This is a genomic window from Sulfitobacter sp., assembly GCF_039977885.1.
Lineage (GTDB): Bacteria > Pseudomonadota > Alphaproteobacteria > Rhodobacterales > Rhodobacteraceae > Sulfitobacter.
Window position 1 is genome coordinate 1 of record NZ_JBDWCI010000009.1, and the last position, 17,362, is coordinate 17,362.

At 57.0% G+C, this 17,362-nt stretch carries 18 protein-coding genes; 9 read left to right on the forward strand and 9 right to left on the reverse strand.

The window, feature by feature from the left end:
- A partial coding sequence (locus ABJM03_RS06720) for a hypothetical protein (RefSeq protein ID WP_348416628.1) occupies positions 1 to 422 on the forward strand: 422 nt, incomplete at its 5' end.
- Here the strand turns inward: ABJM03_RS06720 and ABJM03_RS06725 are convergent.
- The 3 genes from ABJM03_RS06725 to ABJM03_RS06735 are packed head-to-tail and all read right to left on the reverse strand — an operon-like array spanning position 419 to position 4,009.
- Positions 419 to 1,495, reverse strand: coding sequence for a DUF1513 domain-containing protein (locus tag ABJM03_RS06725; protein ID WP_348416629.1), 1,077 nt, complete (start codon positions 1,493 to 1,495; stop codon positions 419 to 421). The genes ABJM03_RS06720 and ABJM03_RS06725 overlap by 4 nt on opposite strands.
- Before the next feature lie 4 nt (positions 1,496 to 1,499).
- Positions 1,500 to 2,507, reverse strand: coding sequence for an imelysin family protein (locus ABJM03_RS06730; protein WP_348416630.1), 1,008 nt, complete (start codon positions 2,505 to 2,507; stop codon positions 1,500 to 1,502).
- Entirely contained in the window at positions 2,504 to 4,009 is a 1,506-nt protein-coding gene (locus ABJM03_RS06735; protein WP_348416806.1) for a di-heme oxidoredictase family protein, read from the reverse strand. Before ABJM03_RS06735 ends, ABJM03_RS06730 begins: the two co-directional genes overlap by 4 nt.
- A gap of 616 nt (positions 4,010 to 4,625) precedes the next feature.
- On the opposite strand from ABJM03_RS06735, the gene ABJM03_RS06740 reads away from it, so the two are divergent.
- A complete protein-coding gene (locus ABJM03_RS06740) occupies positions 4,626 to 5,537 on the forward strand; it encodes an amidohydrolase family protein (protein WP_348416631.1) in 912 nt (303 codons plus the stop codon).
- 193 nt (positions 5,538 to 5,730) lie between these two features.
- Complete coding sequence (locus ABJM03_RS06745; RefSeq protein ID WP_348416632.1) at positions 5,731 to 7,491, forward strand: alpha-amylase family glycosyl hydrolase; 1,761 nt, start codon at positions 5,731 to 5,733, stop codon at positions 7,489 to 7,491.
- On the opposite strand, the gene ABJM03_RS06750 is transcribed toward ABJM03_RS06745, so the two are convergent.
- The 3 genes from ABJM03_RS06750 to ABJM03_RS06760 form a co-directional block, all read right to left on the reverse strand.
- Positions 7,488 to 8,708: a glycosyl transferase gene (locus tag ABJM03_RS06750; protein ID WP_348416633.1), complete on the reverse strand. Its 1,221-nt coding sequence runs from the start codon at positions 8,706 to 8,708 to the stop codon at positions 7,488 to 7,490. The genes ABJM03_RS06745 and ABJM03_RS06750 overlap by 4 nt on opposite strands.
- A gap of 6 nt (positions 8,709 to 8,714) precedes the next feature.
- Entirely contained in the window at positions 8,715 to 9,491 is a 777-nt protein-coding gene (locus tag ABJM03_RS06755; protein WP_348416634.1) for an HAD hydrolase family protein, read from the reverse strand.
- 296 nt (positions 9,492 to 9,787) lie between these two features.
- Positions 9,788 to 10,564: a transporter substrate-binding domain-containing protein gene (locus ABJM03_RS06760; RefSeq protein WP_348416635.1), complete on the reverse strand. Its 777-nt coding sequence runs from the start codon at positions 10,562 to 10,564 to the stop codon at positions 9,788 to 9,790.
- Positions 10,565 to 10,689: 125 nt separating this feature from the next.
- Here ABJM03_RS06760 and ABJM03_RS06765 point away from each other — a divergent pair, with 125 nt between their 5' ends.
- Genes ABJM03_RS06765 through ABJM03_RS06775 form a run of 3 tightly spaced genes read left to right on the forward strand, consistent with a single transcriptional unit; the run spans position 10,690 to position 12,571 of the window.
- Entirely contained in the window at positions 10,690 to 11,448 is a 759-nt protein-coding gene (locus ABJM03_RS06765) for an amino acid ABC transporter ATP-binding protein (RefSeq protein ID WP_348416636.1), read from the forward strand.
- Between the two features lie 8 nt (positions 11,449 to 11,456).
- The gene (locus ABJM03_RS06770; protein ID WP_348416637.1) at positions 11,457 to 12,215 is read left to right on the forward strand and encodes an amino acid ABC transporter permease; all 759 of its coding nucleotides are present in this window, start codon (positions 11,457 to 11,459) and stop codon (positions 12,213 to 12,215) included.
- A 47-nt stretch (positions 12,216 to 12,262) separates the two neighbouring features.
- Positions 12,263 to 12,571 (forward strand): carboxymuconolactone decarboxylase family protein, encoded by a 309-nt coding sequence (locus tag ABJM03_RS06775; protein ID WP_348416807.1) that lies wholly within the window; start codon positions 12,263 to 12,265, stop codon positions 12,569 to 12,571.
- Here the strand turns inward: ABJM03_RS06775 and ABJM03_RS06780 are convergent.
- Both ABJM03_RS06780 and ABJM03_RS06785 read right to left on the reverse strand, forming a co-directional pair.
- Positions 12,568 to 13,542: a Stealth CR1 domain-containing protein gene (locus tag ABJM03_RS06780; RefSeq protein WP_348416638.1), complete on the reverse strand. Its 975-nt coding sequence runs from the start codon at positions 13,540 to 13,542 to the stop codon at positions 12,568 to 12,570. The two genes, ABJM03_RS06775 and ABJM03_RS06780, sit on opposite strands and share 4 nt — an antisense overlap.
- 73 nt (positions 13,543 to 13,615) lie before the next feature.
- Positions 13,616 to 14,065 (reverse strand): isoprenylcysteine carboxylmethyltransferase family protein, encoded by a 450-nt coding sequence (locus ABJM03_RS06785; RefSeq protein WP_348416639.1) that lies wholly within the window; start codon positions 14,063 to 14,065, stop codon positions 13,616 to 13,618.
- A gap of 254 nt (positions 14,066 to 14,319) precedes the next feature.
- Between ABJM03_RS06785 and ABJM03_RS06790 the strand changes: the two genes are divergently transcribed.
- Both ABJM03_RS06790 and ABJM03_RS06795 read left to right on the forward strand, forming a co-directional pair.
- Positions 14,320 to 15,300 (forward strand): Fe(3+) ABC transporter substrate-binding protein, encoded by a 981-nt coding sequence (locus ABJM03_RS06790; protein WP_348416808.1) that lies wholly within the window; start codon positions 14,320 to 14,322, stop codon positions 15,298 to 15,300.
- A gap of 107 nt (positions 15,301 to 15,407) precedes the next feature.
- Positions 15,408 to 15,719 carry an antibiotic biosynthesis monooxygenase gene (locus tag ABJM03_RS06795; RefSeq protein WP_348416640.1) on the forward strand — a complete coding sequence of 104 codons (312 nt, stop codon included), beginning with the start codon at positions 15,408 to 15,410 and terminating at the stop codon, positions 15,717 to 15,719.
- Here the strand turns inward: ABJM03_RS06795 and gph are convergent.
- Positions 15,694 to 16,350: a phosphoglycolate phosphatase gene (gene gph, locus ABJM03_RS06800; protein WP_348416641.1), complete on the reverse strand. Its 657-nt coding sequence runs from the start codon at positions 16,348 to 16,350 to the stop codon at positions 15,694 to 15,696. The two genes, ABJM03_RS06795 and gph, sit on opposite strands and share 26 nt — an antisense overlap.
- Positions 16,351 to 16,672: 322 nt before the next feature.
- On the opposite strand from gph, the gene ABJM03_RS06805 reads away from it, so the two are divergent.
- A complete protein-coding gene (locus ABJM03_RS06805) occupies positions 16,673 to 17,356 on the forward strand; it encodes a GntR family transcriptional regulator (RefSeq protein ID WP_348416642.1) in 684 nt (227 codons plus the stop codon).
- The last annotated feature ends 6 nt before the right edge of the window (positions 17,357 to 17,362 follow it).

The following is a 17,362-nucleotide window of genomic DNA, read 5'->3' on the forward strand; positions in this document are numbered from 1 at the left end:
TTTTTATGGACCAACCCCGAAACCAAACCAACAACTTCCACCCCCACAACACCACTTTCCACTCCAATCCAAACCCCAAAGTCATAAATTCAGGCAGAATCGACACCAAATTCACGACTCACCAGACAAAAACCGGAATCATTGGGCTGGGGGGCAGCGGTCTAGTTCCGGCATGTGGTGAGATTCTCGCGAAACATGCGCCCGCCAAATACCCGCAGCCGGTGCTGCTCTTCTTAATGGTGGTAGATAGAGAGAGTGTGTGTGTAGAGCAGGACTGCCGCATCTGGTCCGGCAAATCATATGTTGTTCGTGCCCACCGACTGCTGGTCTACAATGCAGCGGCAGTAATATGCCCGCGCCCGGTGATTGTCGTTTCACGGGCGCGAGGCGCTGTTCTATTTAATCAGCTGTTGTTGCTTTAGATCGCAGCACCCAATGCGACCAGATGGTTGTCGAACATGAAGGGTTGTTTCGTCCGCTTCTTACTCGCCAACACCTCGACCGCGCCGGTTCCTGATGTCACGACAAACCGGCTACCCGACGTTGCAACCCCGCAGGCATCCTCGATCGTTTTGGCTTGCACAAGCTTGCCGGTCTTCCCGTCAAACAGCTGCACTTCATTCCCTCTTGGTGATGTGGCTGCAATACTGGTGCCATCAACCGAACAGGCCATGCTACCGATATAGCCATTCATCCTACGCACATCATCACGCGGGGCTTGCATTAATTGAATGGCCTCGCCCCTGCGGTGGGTAGCAACCAATCCTTCGGGAGAGCCGTCGCCCTCCCATTGCATCCCCAAGGCAACGTCACCTGCGTCACTCACCGCGAGATGGCGGATCGAATTCTTGTGCATCTCTTCCGGCAGACGCGCCTGCTCGACCACGGTTCCGCGGTCAATATAGGTAAGGTTTGGCCGCATTGTCGGGATGTTGAGCTTTACACGCCCTGTTTCAGGGTGCGTGTCGATCCCGCCATTGGCAACAATCAGGACATCACTACCCGGAAGACGCCGGATATCATGGGGCCCTACGCCGCCGCTGTTCCATTCACCCATCCGGCGATAGCCATTCGCAGCATCCCAAAGGCCGATACGCCCCTGACCCGCATCATAGTCGTTTTCCGTAGTATATAGTGTCGACCCATCCGCCGAGAATGTACCGTGGCCGTAAAAGTGTCGTCCCTCCGGCGCAGTGAGCGTGGCAACCTGTTGGCCTGTGGCGCAATTGATAACCACAGCAAAAGTCCCGGGCCTGCGCGCAAAGGCGACGGCCTCGGGGCGCTTGGGGTGGCCCGCACCTGCGTGGCCGCGTGCCGGCAGAGGCAGTTTGAACGATATGCTCAGATCGGCACGGAGACCACAAAGCAGAAAATCGCCTTGCGCAGTCCCCGCAGCGGCCAGAAATGCAGGTGATCCTGCGTCTGCCCATGTCGGTTTGGGGATCAGGCCTGTGGCAATCAGACCCCCGAGAAAATGCCGCCGTCCTGTGCGCATGATATCAATCCCCATCCAACGAGTTAAAGCCCGCGGCCACACCCAATGTCGGGCCAAGCTCTTGCGTGACGGTATTGCGGATTGCATCTACGCCTTGCTGTACGACCTCGATCCGCAAGCGGGACTGTGGTTCACTCACCCCGGCAAAAACCGGATCATCCAAGGTATCCAGCCGCTCCAGAACCGTGCCGAATTCGGCGTCGAGCTTGTCGGCTAGCGCGGCATCATCGGCCGACATGCGCGCAGCCAGATCGCGCAGGGATGTCAGCGACAAAACCACATTCTCCTCCGACCGCCCCGACCGGTAGGCTTCGGCCCGCTTGGGTCGCGGTGCGTCGAACGTGCCCAAAGGCCGCCCAAGGCGCACATCAGATGTCAGCTCAAGACCGGTGCTCAATGCGCGCAGCATTTCCTGCAGGACTTCTTCTTCGCTCCGGTAGACGCTGTCAGGACCAGGTGATTGAACGACATCGGCATAGCCCCCTTGCCAGTCGTCGAGAATAGCTTCCGATGTGGCAGCGATATCTGCGGCAACCGTTTGCACCAACTTGCAGTGATAGTCGGCGTCGCCCGCTGTGCTGAGCGCATCATCAAACAGCAGAAACTCCATCGCATAAAAGCCGCGCGCCGCGATTGACATGTCGGCATAGCTTGCCGCGTTGGCTGCGATCGGGTCTTCATCCGCGATCAATCCGGCTAATGCACGCGGCGTGGCCCCGCGGCTGTCAGGCCAGAACGCCAACGCAAAAGCGCGGTCATCTACTTCTGTGGGACCAAATCGCAAGTGGCTGGCCGCGACCCACGCATCAAACGCGGTACCATAGGCAGCGCGCAACGCTGGCGATGTCGGCGCACAATCGCCAACAGCTACGTCTGCGAACGCACGTGCGCTTTGGACCAACGCCTCGAACCGCGGCAGAATATGGCCATTGGTAATGCTTTCGATTTCGGTTTGCGCTTGAGAAGCGAAAGGCACAGCGCACAGGGTGCAGGCCAATAGAAAATGTCTCATAGACTCTCCAGATATTTGATCAACGCCTCGCGGTCCTCAGCGGGCAGTTCGACGACTTTGATACGTGCTGCTTGTGCCTCCCCCCCGTGCCAAAGGACGGCTTCCAACAAAGACCGCGCGCGGCCATCGTGCAGAAAATATGTGTGGTCGCTTACGGTTTTGGTCAACCCGATGCCCCACAAAGGTGCTGTGCGCCATTCGGTTCCGGTGGCACGCGCTTCGGGTCGATGATCTGCCAGCCCCTCACCCATGTCGTGCAACAACATATCACTATGTGGCCAGATCAGTTGAAAGCTCTGCTCAGGGCGATCTTCAAGGCGATGTGTCACGAAATTAGGCGTATGACATGCCGCACAGCCGCTGTCGTGAAACACTTGCTTGCCCCGCAATACATCCACGTCATTCACATTACGGCGCGCGGGCACTGCAAGGTTCCGGCTGTAGAAGGTGACCAGATCAAGGCCGTTCTGGTCCAGCTCGAAAACGCGGGCATCACCATCCCCATGAATCGCAGCCAAACAATCGGTCTGCAAATCGGTACATTCGCCCGCTCCTGCGGTGAACAGCGGATTGGAGATGCCGATATCTCCGACAAAGGCAGACGCCGATTGTTCACGGATCGTGGGGCTGCCCGCCTTAAGCCCGAACCGGCCCAGCATCACCTGATCGTATTCATGTGACCATACCAAATTCGCGCGCCCGGAAATACCGTCCCCATCCAGATCGTCAGGGTCCGCATTGGCCAGAATATCCGCCGCAGGTATCGCCTCAAGCAAGCCAAGTCCGATCATCTGCGGTGCCACGCGCGGCGACAGCATTGCATCGGGATGCAGCGGCCCATAGCCAAGGTTCTCGGCGCGGTAGGTCGGATGGCGCAGCGAGACTTCGGTGCCATCAGCCAGCGTCACCACCTCTTCTTGATAGGTCACGCCCAGCTTGTATTCCGCGCGGAACCCTTGCACCGCAAAATCCTGCATCTGCAATCCGTAAGTGGGCTCAGGCAAGGTCGCTATGTAATCCTCGATCTCGGCGATGGCGTCTTCTTCCCCTCCGGGAATCGAAACGCGCAGAAATAAAGACAAGGCGGTATCCTGCGGCCCTTCGGGCGGATGGCCACGACCATCCTTGATATGACAACTTTGGCACGAACGCGCATTATACAGCGGCCCCAACCCGTCCGAGGCCAATGTGGATGACGGTGATGAAACCCACAGCTTGCGAAACAGCCCGTCGCCAAGCCTGAAATCCAACTCCCCCTCGAAAGGCATATTGCCAGAGGGCAGTGAGAACGCATCACCATTGGCGGTGGCGCGCACGGTCGCAGCACCGGCGGGGTTTTGTTCGAACCGCTGGGCAGCGGTAAAATCTGTGGCAGGCCCGGTGATCGCGGCGATCCGCGCTGCTTCCTCGGCGGTGCGGGGCACCACGTTCAAATGCGGATCCCCGATACCGGCATGGGGTGCCCCATCGGCCAATGCCGACGTCCCAAGCGCAAAAACCATCGCGGCAAAGCCGGTTGGCCTTATCCATACTCGTGGCCCGAAATTACGCATATCTCTCACTCGTTATAATCCGCGTCTTGTGTTCTCATGCCTGCCCCGCGTCAATATCCCAGGTCGCAAAGGACCGACGCATTACCTTCCCGCATCGCATATGCCCGCCGGAAACCCGCATCCGGCCCGGAAGACCATCAAACAGTTTATTTTCAGCGACTTACACAAAATACGAACCCCCAATATCCTCAAGCGGTCGCATTTGGTTAAGCAAATTGGTCACCTCCCGTCACCCATGCTCTGCCTGCGGCATTACCGCGCGCTGGCATCTGAACATGAGAAACCCCTCGTTCATGAGGACAAGAGTCATGCCTGCTCCGGACGTACCAAGAGCACAGGACCTGTCGGGCAAAGCATACCGGATCATGAAGTCTATCCTGAGATTTTCATGCAGCGAGTCGGGTGAATAGCCCCTTGCAGGCCAATCGCCGGCAACCTGAGCGTTCTTATCGGACAAGTCAATCCGACAGTTTTACTCAGGCATATCAGCGCAGGCCAAGTAATCCTGCCCCATTGCCCGCCGCTATGCTAACGATTGTACAAATCTGACGATAAGGAATGCCGGATGCAACAGCCGCACGATGAAACCCCATTTTGCATGGCCCCCGACCCTGCTCCGCGGGCCCCGTCTTTCACCATGCCGACCGGTGCTTGCGACACACATTTTCATGCCTTCCCCACAGGGCACGAGCATCGCTATGTGGCTGCGCGCAGCTATACGCCCCCACCTCTGGAGATGTCGGATTACGCCCGCATTGCCGAAACCTTGGGGCTTGAGCGCGCAGTCGTCATCCAGCCCAGCGTCTATGCCGAGGACAACGCCGCCACATTGGCCATCTCGCAATCCGATCCGGAACGCCTGCGCGCGGTTGTATCCGTGACCAACGATGTGACGGATGCCGAGCTTGAAACATTTCACGCCAAGGGCGCGCGCGGCATTCGCGTCAATGTCGTCGACAGTGGCGGCATGACCTTTGCTTCGATTGACGAGGCACTAGCCTTTACCGCGCGGATCAGAGACCTTGGCTGGCATATCGAGTTTCTGGCCCATGTTGAAAATTTTGAAGACATCGGCGCGGTGCTGGCGGCCTCTCACGTCCCTGTGGTGTTTGGTCATCTGGGTTACACAAAGACACACAAAGGGGTGTCTGATCCGGGCTTTCAACGGTTTCTGGACGCGTTCAAGCAGGGCAAAGCATGGGCCAAACTAACCGGCCCCTACCGGATCAGCGCGCGGGACAGGCTGCCCTATACTGATGTATCGGACATGGCCCGCGCCCTGATTGCCGCCAACCCTGCGCGCCTGCTTTGGGGATCGGATTGGCCGCATGTGCGCCATACCGGTGCCATGCCGAATGATGGCGCACTTTTGGACCTACTTGCAGAATGGGGATGCGACGCGGGGCTTCGCCAACAGATACTGGCTGACAATCCCGCCGCATTATACGGCTTTCCGGAAGTCTCGCATAAAGGCTGACAAATGCGGGCTGGCTAGTCGTTGTTTAGCTACACGCCAGCGTTGGCTGTTGAGTCAAGCTGTGGCTGATCTGATGCAGTGCAGACCTCTGATTGCGCCACATTTTTCAGCAGTTTGTGAAACCGTGAATGGATCACAGTTCCAGATGTGGCGTGGGTTTGTCTTGTCTTTGCAGATGTGCTTGGGTGTAGCGATGAACGCTAAACCAAACCCATCCGCAAAGCCCATTCCCTTTGACCGCGCACTCGAAGACTATATCGTGCGCATCTACCCCGATGCCGATATTTCCGCATTGCGCGACAGTATTGTTGACGCCTTCTGGCCCGAGGGCACACATCGCCGCAAACGTCGGCGCAAGCCCGGCAATACCTTGTGGACCCAAGGGGATGCGCTGGTCATCACCTATGGCAACACGCTCAAAGACGGGGCGCATAAGCCGCTGGATTTGCTCAACGACTTTCTAAACCGCTACCTCAAAGGTGTGATCAACGGCGTTCACATCCTGCCTTTCTTTCCCTTCACCTCAGATGACGGGTTTGCAGTGACTGATTTCAGCTCGGTCAATCCGCAACTGGGGGATTGGGCCGATATCAACCGCATCGCGGACAGGTTCAAGCTGATGTCAGATTTGGTGCTCAACCACGTGTCCAGCCAAGGCGCGTGGTTCAACGCCTACCGCCAGCGCCAAGCCCCATATGACAAGTTCTTTTTCGAGGCCTCTCCTGAGGACGATCTGAGCATGGTCGTCCGCCCACGCACCACCCCGCTGTTGCAAGAGGTCGAAACCAGCGACGGGCCGCGCCATGTGTGGTGCACCTTCAGCCACGACCAAATCGATGTGGATTTCCGCAACCCCGAGGTGCTGCTGGAGTTCTTGCGCATCATTCGCCTGCATGTGGAAAATGGCGTGCAGATCATCCGCCTCGATGCGGTGGCGTTTCTGTGGAAAGAGGTGGGCAGCCCCTCTGTTCACCTGCCCCAGACCCATGCGGTGGTAAAGCTGATCCGCCTGCTGTGTGATTATGCAGCCGAGCCGGTGATTTTGCTGACCGAAACCAACGTCCCCAAAGCCGAAAACCTCAGCTATTTCGGCAAGCGGGATGAGGCCCATGTTATCTATAACTTCCCACTGCCGCCGCTGATCCTGCATGCGATGATGACCGGCACGGCCAAGCATCTGATCACTTGGCAGCGCGCCATGCCGCCTGCCCCGCTGGGCTGTGCTTATCTCAACTTTACGGCCAGCCATGACGGCATCGGGATGCGCCCTGCTGAGGGGTTATTGTCGGATGAAGATCAGGCCGCGGTGATCAAAGTGGTCAAACGCATCGGCGGTCTGGTGTCCATGCGGACGCTGCCGGATGGCGGTGAATCCCCCTATGAGCTGAACACCACATTCTTTGAGGCCATGTCCGAAACCGTCGAAGGGCCGGACGCGCATCACATTGCGCGGTTCATCTGCTCCCAGACAATCGTGATGTCGCTTGAAGGGATACCGGCCTTCTATATCCATTCGTTGCTGGCCACCCCCAATGACCATGACAGCGTAGCCAAGCGCGGCATGAACCGCGCGATCAACCGGCATCGTTGGGACTATAACGATCTGCGCGCCCGTTTGGCCCAGCCTGACACGCCACAGGCCCAAGTCATGGATCAACTACGCGAACGATTAAGCATCCGTCAGGAACAAGCCGCCCTGCATCCCAACGCCACACAATTCACGCTGCATCTGGAAGATGATCGCGTGTTCGGCATCTGGCGGCAGAGCATTGACCGAAACCAATCCCTGTTTGCCTTGCATAACGTCAGCGCTGAAACAGTCGAGCTGCCTGCTTTGCGGCTCAACCTTATTGGCGACGAAAGATGGGTTGACCTGCTGTCCGGTGAGGAAATCGCAGGGGACACCGTGACGCTTGCCCCCTACCAATGCCGCTGGATCGTGAATGAGGCTTAAGAATACTCCGCCGCATCTGCGGCGGCGGCCTCATGCATGTCGCGTAGGAAGCTGGGATCAGCAGCATTCACACGGTTCCATGTCGGGATAAACGGCGTCTCATGCGGGTTTTCCAGAAATGTCTGGCCCGCCCGCATGATGCTTTCCGCGAACAACTCGATCGAGGCTTCCTCGGAATGACGATCAACCTTGAGGCCGTTCATCTGCGCATCTGTGTAATAGGCCTCTAACAGGTCCAGCGCACTGCGATAATAGGTGGCTTTGAGCGTGCGGAAGACGTTGTTGGTAAAGACAGTGCCATCGGCGGCCAGCTTGCGGAAGATGGCCTTGCAGATATCCGTCGACATGCGGTTTAGGCCGCTTGCCGCATCTTCGGGGCTTAGTTCCTGATGTTTATGGTCATAGGCATCCGCGATCTCGACCTGACAGACGGCTTTAGGTGCCAGATTGCGCCATGCCTCTGAGAGCACGCCAATCTCCAGCCCCCAATCGGACGGGATCCGCAGGTCCGGCAGGATAGAGCTGCGCATGGCGAATTCACCCGACAGCGGATAGCGGAAGCTGCGCAGATAGTCGATGTAATCGCGATCCCCTACAACGCGCTTAAGCGCGATCAGCAGCGGGCTGACCAACAGACGGGTGACGCGGCCATTCAGTTTCTCATTCCCGATGCGGGCGTAATAGCCTTTGGCCACCTGATACGGAAAGCTCGGGTTGGCCACGGGATAGATCAACCGCGCCAGCATTTCATTGGTATAGGTCAGGATATCGCAATCATGGATCGCCATGACGGATGTGTCCTGACAACCGATCAGATAGCCAAGCGCGCTCCAGACGTTTTTGCCCTTGCCCGCCTCGGTCGGAGCCAGCCCCATTTCCTCAAGCCGCGCACCAAGCGCCTTCATACGCGGGCTGTCGTTCCAGATCACGATGTGGTTCTGGTTCAACCCTTCAAAGAATTTGCGCGCATGGCGGTACTCATCGGCATTTGCCCGATCCAGCCCGATGATGATCCGGTGCAGGTAAGTCACCTTGGACAGCTCAGCCAGAATATTTGGCATCGCATCGGTCGCAAGCTCGGAATACAGGCAGGGCAGGATCAGCGACATCTTTCGCGTCTGGGCAAATGTCTCAAGCTCATAGGTCATGTCTTCCAAGCCGCGCGTGCGCAGATTGTGCATCGTTGCGATATTGCCGTTCTGGTGAAAATCAACCATTCAAATTCAATCCTTGCTACAATTCAGTAATTCAACTCGGGCGAGAACTGCTTGGTTCCAGCCAATTGGACCTGCATCCAGCGTACGGCTTATCCGGCCCGTCGCCTCCCCCGCCAGTCGTGGCAGGGGCGCGCTGTGAGGGTTGTGGATGATCACGCCGTTCTCTGCGGCCTCCAACATTTCGGTGTCATTTGGCGCATCGCCAAGCGCCATTGTCGGCGCAGGCCCTATATGCGCCATAATGTCAGCCATCCCGTCGGCCTTCGTCCTGCCAAAGGATAGGGTAAGGAACCGCCCTCCCCGCCGCGCCGCAATGCCGCGCGCGGCGAGCGCGCTGATGAATGCGGCTTCTTGCTGTGGCGTGCCATGCCAAACGCCCGGCTCAGAAAAAGAACGTTTGCGCGCCAGCACGGCTGCCTGCGGGTCCAACCCCGTCGCGGCCGCAACCCCCACTGCATCCATGTCACCGAACCCTTCAAAAAGCGCCCGATCCGGCACATCCTCAATCGCTTGGCGCAGGGCGGGGTAATCGGCCGTTGCCTGCGCTCCCATTCCGATCAGCCCTGCGCCATTTTCGACAATCGCAGGCTGCCCCTGCACACCCATCTGCTGCTGCAACGCTTCGATCTCGGGGGCGGTTTTACTGCTTGCCAATACCAGCACGGCACCGATTTCCGCCAACGCGGCAATCGCAGGTCTGGCTGCGGCCCAGCTATAACTGTCATGATCTAAAAGAGTGCCATCAAGGTCAGAGAAAACAACAAGAGGTACAGGGGCTATCATATTTACAATCTCACGCCCTGCGCCGCGGGCCACAAGGAGGCTCTCGACAAAAAGCTCAATTGTTTGGCGAACAAGTTCTTAATGCCTATTCTTGAGGCACCCAAGGCCTGCGTTTTGCGGATCAGCATGTTATGTTTCTCCCTGGCAGCACAACAAAGATGGATCAGGAACCGCACCTTCGCCCTCTGACCAATGCCACGACATGATCCTCAGAGCCCTTGTCGCGGATGCGGCCCACCCCAAAACGAAAAAGGGCACCGTAACAGTGCCCTTTCCAGATAAATGCCAGCGGTGCGCTACAGGCCCCACTTAACGCCAACTTCCGCAAAGAAACCTTGAGCCTTTTTCAGCTCGATCCAGCTGTTGATGTAGTTGATCCAGACCTGATCCGCCTGCGGCAACAGCATCGCGATGGGTGTCGGCGCGCGCGCCTCGCTCACTTCGATCTGACGAAGGTTCGGAAATTTCTCCAACAGGGTCGCACCTTCGATGTTCGAGGTGACGAACACATCTGCACGGCCCGACAGCACCTCTTGAAAGCCGCGCGCCGGTGCTTCGACCACGACAATCTCTGCATCGGTGAACCACTCCTTGACCATCTTCTCAAACGAAGTGCCCAGCGTGGTGGCCACTTTGACGCCCTGCTGGTTCACAGAATCCCAACCGTCAAAGCCGGCCAGTTTGTCATCGGTCGTGAAGGGGAACATTTCGACCGCGATATAGCTGTCCGAATACCCTGCCGCTTTCATACGCGAAGGGCTGATCGAAGCAGAACCCGTCATGTGGTAATTGCCCGCCACGACACCATTCACCAGCGTTTTCCAGTCTGTCGGCACCATCTCGAGCTCGACACCGAGATCGGCGGCCAGCTGGGTCATCACATCAATATCATAGCCAACATAAGAATTGGTCGCAGGATCGCGCACAGACATCGGGTTCCAATCACCCGTAGTACCAACCTTAAGCACCCCGCCATTCAGGATATCATTCAATGCCGATTGTGCATTGGCGGCACCGGCACAGACCGTGGCGGCAAACCCCGCAGCAAGGCCAAGCTTTTTCAGAAGTTTCATGGTTTTCCCCTGTGGATCACCCCCTGCACCTGCAAGGGGTCTTATTGTCATTGCCACCACCCTAAATGCAGGTTGCCTATTGGACAACACTCGCCCTAAGTTTGTCGCGCAGCAAGGAGAGGCCGATGGCAGAACAACGTGCCGGTGGTGGTGTGAACGCCATCCAGATTAAAGGCCTCAACAAATGGTATGACAGCTATCACGCGCTGCGCGATGTAGAGTTGACCGTGGCACATGGCGAGCGGGTCGTCGTTTGCGGGCCATCAGGGTCTGGGAAATCCACACTTATCCGCTGTGTGAACTCCCTTGAAACCCATGACAGCGGCACCATCAACGTGGATGGCACGATGTTGGGCGGCAAGGCCTCGATCGAGGCGATCCGCGCCGAGGTCGGCATGGTGTTCCAACAGTTCAACCTTTTCCCCCACCTCACCATTTTACAAAACCTCACCCTTGGCCCGATGAAAGCACGCGGCCTGAGCCGCCATAATGCCGAAGCGCGAGCGATGAAGTACCTTGAGCGCGTTCGGATTCCAGAACAAGCGCACAAAAAGCCCGGCGCGCTGTCGGGCGGGCAACAGCAACGTGTCGCCATCGCGCGCTCGCTTTGTATGGAGCCCAAGATCATGCTGTTTGACGAACCGACTTCGGCGCTCGACCCCGAAATGATCGCAGAGGTGCTCGACGTGATTGTCGATCTGGCAGAAAGCGGGATGACAATGATCGTGGTCACCCACGAAATGGGATTTGCCCGCCGCGCTGCGGACAAGATGGTGTTCATGGACCACGGCGCAATTGTCGAAACAGGCACCCCCGAAGAATTCTTTGAGGCCCCAAAAACCGAACGCTGCCGTAGCTTTATCAACCAGATTTTAAAACATTGAGCGCGCGCATGAGAAATATCGCCGCCTTGGCGGCGCTGATACTGCTCGCCGGTTGCGACACAGCAGGCAACTGGGGCTGGTACGTCATCGACCCCACCACGCCGAAAGGCATGTCCAACATCACCTTTCTGCTCAACGGCTTTGGCGCAACGATCCTACTGTCGGTGATTGCCGCTGGTCTGTCGATGGTGATCGGCCTGTTGGTCGCCCTGCCGGGCATGTCGTCCAATCGCTGGATCAGGCTGCCCAGCCGTATCTACATCGAATTCGTGCGCGCCATTCCCCTGCTGCCGATGCTGTTCTGGGTGTTTTACGGCCTGCCTGTCGTACTGAAATCCATGGGCATCTCGGTCAGCATTGATGCTTTCTGGGGGGCCGTCATAACGCTTGCGATTTCCGATTCCGCCTTTACGGCCGAAATTTACCGTTCTGGCATCCAAAGCATCGCAAAGGGCCAGAGCGAAGCGGCCAAAACCATCGGCCTGACCTACACCCAGACCATGCGCTATGTCATCCTGCCCCAAGCGATCCGGCGCATCCTGCCCCCGCTCGCAAACCAGTTCATCTATATCGTCAAAATGAGCGCTTTTGCCTCGGTGATCGGGATGCAGGAACTGACCCGCCGCGCCAATGAGCTGGTCGTCACCGAATACCGCCCCCTTGAGATCTATAGCCTGTTGATCCTCGAATACCTCGTGCTGGTCCTTGTCATCAGCTTTTTCGTGCGTTGGCTTGAACGAAAAATGGGCGCCGATGAAAGCCGTTAAAGTTTAAGGAGAGCAACATGAGCTGGACCAATTTTCTGGACGACACAATGAAACGTATGGGCGCATTGCAGGTGCAAACGCCCAAAATGTTTGAAGGCTTCAACAGCATGGGCAAAGCCGCCAAACGCAACGGCGCGCTGGATGAGAAAACCAAAGAGCTGATTGCCCTTGGCATTGCCATCTCCACCCGCTGTGACAGCTGCATAGGGTTTCACGTGAAATCATTGGTCCGCCTTGGCACCACCCGCGCAGAGCTGTGCGAGGCCTTGGAAATGATCGCCTACATGGGCGGCGGCCCGTCGATTGCCTATGGGGCCAAGGCGTTGGAAGCCTTTGACGAATTCCAAACAACCTAAAGCAGGCCACATCCGATGGCACCGCCGATTAGCGCGCGGGCATCCGGCAACAAGGCTTCAAGCTGTGGCAGATCGTTAACGCAAAGAAACTTGATGCCCGCCATTGCCTCAACGCCCAGCAACATGCGCAAGGTCGCGGGGTCGCCGCCCGCGCCCTGACCGCTTTTTATATGAAGGTAATCTTGCTGCGCACACAGGGAAAACTCCCCCAAGGCAAGACAGGCATGTGTATGCGCCCCTTGCGGCAAGAATTGCCCAAGATCGCGAAACCTGTGGGCAATATTGGCCTCGAACGCCGGCCTGTGATCTTTGAAGAGCTGCGCCATGACACTGCGCCGCAGCGGGTGGGCCACATGGGCGCAGGCAAACAGCCGTTGCGGATTATAGCCGCACAAAGCTGCCCCGTTTATATGCATAAAATGGTTGAACAGTGCCGGATCATCGCCCGCCGCGGGGTCATCCAGCAGACCTGTGTAATCCACCCATTTGCCACGCAAAACAGGAGCGCTGCCCTGAAACACATCCTCGGGCAAAATAGGTGCCGTTAGAAACACATCGTCGTTGAAATACACAAACCGCTCGGCCAAGCCGTCAATGCGCCACAGCATGCTTTCAATTGCCAGCGAATTGAACGTCGGCAGCACATGGGCATAGCCCGCGAATAGCTCGGCATGGGTGACGATCCGCAGCTTAGCGCAAAGCGCATCTGGAAGGCGGCCCAGATCCGGCGGATCGTGATCGACCACAATCCAGATCGTACCGATCCACGGCGCATGGCGGTGGATAGACGAGAGACAATAGGTGATTTCGTCACTGGATTCCCAGCGGTGCGGATTCGTTGCGTTCTCTCCCAGCGCGGCACCGCTTTGCGCCATGTAGCGCGCGCGATTGGCGCGATGGTTCGGATTATTGCCATCGACCCACGTGATTACCGCGTCAATCGGCGGTTGCCTTGTTGGCTTGTCCCTCAAATAAGTCACCCGCAATCGGCCGCCCTATGAAAGATGTTCGATGCAGCCGCCGCCAGTCTGCACCTGTGGCAAATCAAATCCACCGCTTGGTCTCGCGGATATAGTCCTCGGCTTCGACACCAAATGTATCACGCAACAGCGCCTCTTCGGGCCGAGCAAAGCGGCGGTCAAGCACCCACCACAGCCCCGCGGCCGCGATCAGCCCGATCATCGAGCCATGCCCCAAGGCCGAGGATAGCGTCAGCATCACCATCGCCAGATAAATCGGATTGCGCGACAGCCTGTAAGGCCCCTCGACGATCAATGTCTTCGGACGGTGGTGCGGCTCGATCGGGGTCTTTTTGCGCCAGAACCAGATGGCAGACCAGCCAAGAAGCGCCAACGCCAACAGCAAAAGCGCCCATGAGACCAGCCAAAGCAGCGCCCACGTCACATGAAGCCCCGGCAGCAACCAGTGCCCCAGATAGATCAATGCAATACTGCCCAACCACCAGATCGGCGGCAAATCGGGAAATCCTTTCACGGTGAGCACCTCTTGTCCGCTTTGCAACAATCTATGCGAAACCAAATCCAAGGCCAAGCGCGACAAAAGTCACACCTCGGCGGGCTCTGACATCACGACGGGATCAGGCACTTGGTAAAATTCCGACTAAAACAGTAAAGAATATTGCAATTCACTAGGAAATCGGTAATTGAGTAATTCAATCGGAAATAAGCCAAGAAGGAAAAATCATGGCCAGCCTGACCTCCTCCACTTTTGTCCTTGCCGCTGTCGCGATGACTGCCGGTACGCTCGCCGCTCATGCGGAGGGTGAGCTGAACCTCTACTCATCGCGCCACTATGACACGGACGAACGGCTTTATAGCGACTTTACCGAAGCCACGGGCATCACTGTGAACCGCATCGAAGGTAAAGCGGACGAACTGATCGCACGTATGCAAGCCGAAGGCGTAAACTCCCCTGCGGACGTTCTGCTGACAGTGGACACTTCGCGTCTTTCACGGGCCAAAGATGCCGGCGTATTGCAAAGCGTTGACAGTGACGTGCTGGAATCGCGCATCCCGTCAAACCTGCAGGATGTCGATAACGAATGGTTCGGCTTTTCCCAGCGTGCGCGCATCATCTTTTACGACAAAAACGACGTAGCGAATCCGCCCATGGATTACCTGTCGCTGGCGAACCCCGAATACAAAGGGATGGTCTGCCACCGTTCGTCCTCCAACGTTTATTCCCAAACGCTTTTGGCATCGGTCATTGAAAACCACGGCGAAGAAGCAGCGACCGCATGGGCTCAAGGCATGGTCGATAACTTCGCACGTGACCCCCAAGGCGGCGACACCGACCAGCTGCGCGGCATTGTTTCGGGTGAATGCGACATCTCGGTTGCCAACACCTATTACTTTGCCCGCGCCATGCGCAAAGATGTCTCTGGTGTGAGCAGCGACATCGAGCAAATCGGCTGGATCTTCCCTGCGCAGGATGCCGAAGGCGCGCATATGAACCTGTCCGGTGGCGGCGTCGCAGCACATGCTCCACACCGCGAGAACGCGATCAAGTTCCTGGAGTATCTGACATCGGATCAAGCACAGCACTATTTCTCATCGGGCAACGACGAATTCCCGACTGTAGAAAGCGCCCCGCTGAGCGAAAGCGTTGCGAAATTGGGTGAGTTCAAGGCTGACTCGGTTGACCTGTCGGCAGTGGCTACCAACCTGCCAGCGGCGCAGCGTATCTTTGACACTGTAGGCTGGAAGTAATTCCACCCTGTCCCCCTGCGCACAGCTGTGCGCGGGGGGACATATTACCCCATCTACTTTCGCCGGATGGATGTTAAGAATGCTCCACCACACCAAAGGAGAGTGCGATGTATCTGGCCATGAACCGCTTTACCGTCACCACGCAAAACGCCAAGGCGTTTGAGGATCTGTGGCTGAACCGCGAGAGCAATCTAAAATCCATGCAAGGTTTTGTCGCGTTCCACATGCTCAAAGGGGCCGAAGTGGACGGGCGGATTGTCTATGCCTCCCATACCGTCTGGGAGTCAGAGGACGCCTTTCGCGGCTGGACCAAAAGCGACGCGTTCCGTGCCTCTCACAAGGGGGCCAAGGACACCGCGAAGCTCCATGAAGGCACACCTGTTTTCGAAGGCTTCACCGCGATACAGCATATCGCGTGACCAACGCGGCAAGCACGTCGAAATTGTCGAAGGCTGCTGTATGCGGAATCGCACTGACCGGCGTCTTCCGGTAGCCTTCCGTATAAAGAAGAAACGGCACTTGCGCTGATTGCGCCGTTTCCGCGTCAACCTCGCTGTCTCCCACATAGATGCACGGCCCGCTGCCCAGCGAACCCAGCGCCGCTTGCAATGGTGCGGGATCCGGTTTGTGCACCGCCAAACTATCCCCACCCCAGACAGTCTCGAAATACGGGGCCAGCTGCAAATGATCCAGCACGGCGTGGGTAGGGGCCAGAGGTTTGTTTGTACAAATACCCACTCCATGCCCAGCACCCTGCAATTGCGCCAAAGCCTTCAGAACACCCGGGTAGGGCTGCGTACGGGTAAAAGCCGTCAGATAGGCCTGTTTAAACTGCGGTAAAAGCACGTCGTGCTGATCAGATGGCAGTCCCAAAGCCGCCAACATACGCTGGATAAACACACTCACCCCATTGCCGATAAACTGGTGCGTCTGAGCCAGCGTGATCTGCGCGCCCAACGGCTTTAACAGACCATTTGCAACAGCGCAGATATCAGGCGCGCTATCAATCAGCGTTCCGTCCAGATCAAAGACAACCCTTATGCACGTCATAATACCCGCTCCCATTTTGTTCCCGCAGAAAACCCAGATCTAAACAGTCGATAATCCTGCTCGGACTTCCCTCACTCTGGCCGCAAGGCCGGATGTGACAGCATTGGGCTGTGAGCGGCGAAGGGTCAACTCCAATAGCTGCACCACAAAACACCGGCTGGCCTCCCGCCTCTCGACAATCAGCATCCTATTTCAGCGGCCTGAGCGCATATGCCTCCGTCAGGCACGTCCAGCGCCACCTCCCGAACATTTCGGGGTGCGAATCCCCCTCATCACTGCTTATGATATGTCAAATATTATACTCTAACTGAGCACATGCCCCTTGCCCCTGACTCAAGCCACACCGCTGGAACGAAACGCTAAAGACACCGTGGCGAAAGAATTGGAAATGGATATCATTTTCAACAGGCTACGCCCCGGAGAGCGCCTTATCGAAGATGACCTGATGGCCCGCTTTGAACAGTCACGCCACCGCGTCAGATACGCCATCGACACGCTGACACGCTGTGGACTGGCCGTAAGGCAAGCAAATAAAGGCGCACATGTCTGCAGCTATGACTACAAGCAAGTCATTGAAATATATAAACTACGCAACATCCTGCAGGAAGCCGCAGTAAACGACATCCGCTTTCCCGTTGCTCCTGAAATCATTACCCGGCTGCTTATCCTAAATGAAGCCCAAACCAATGCCATAGCGCGTTGCGACCTCGAAGAGGTGTTTCACCTCAACAACCAGTTCCACAGAACAGTCTTCAGTTGCTGCGGTAACCAAGAACTTTGCAACGCCATCCAGGTGCAAGCGCGCCGTACCGACCCCATCCGAACCAACAGCTTTAAAAAGCCCGGGTATCTTGCCCATGCCCACAAGGAACACCACAAAATGATTCAGGCACTTTCAGACGGAGATCGGGCCACTCTGATTGCCCTGAATCGAATCCATATCGAACGCCCGAAAAGCACCTATATCGAAAAGTACCTATCCGCCAAAGACACCCCTTTAAGTTAACGAAAA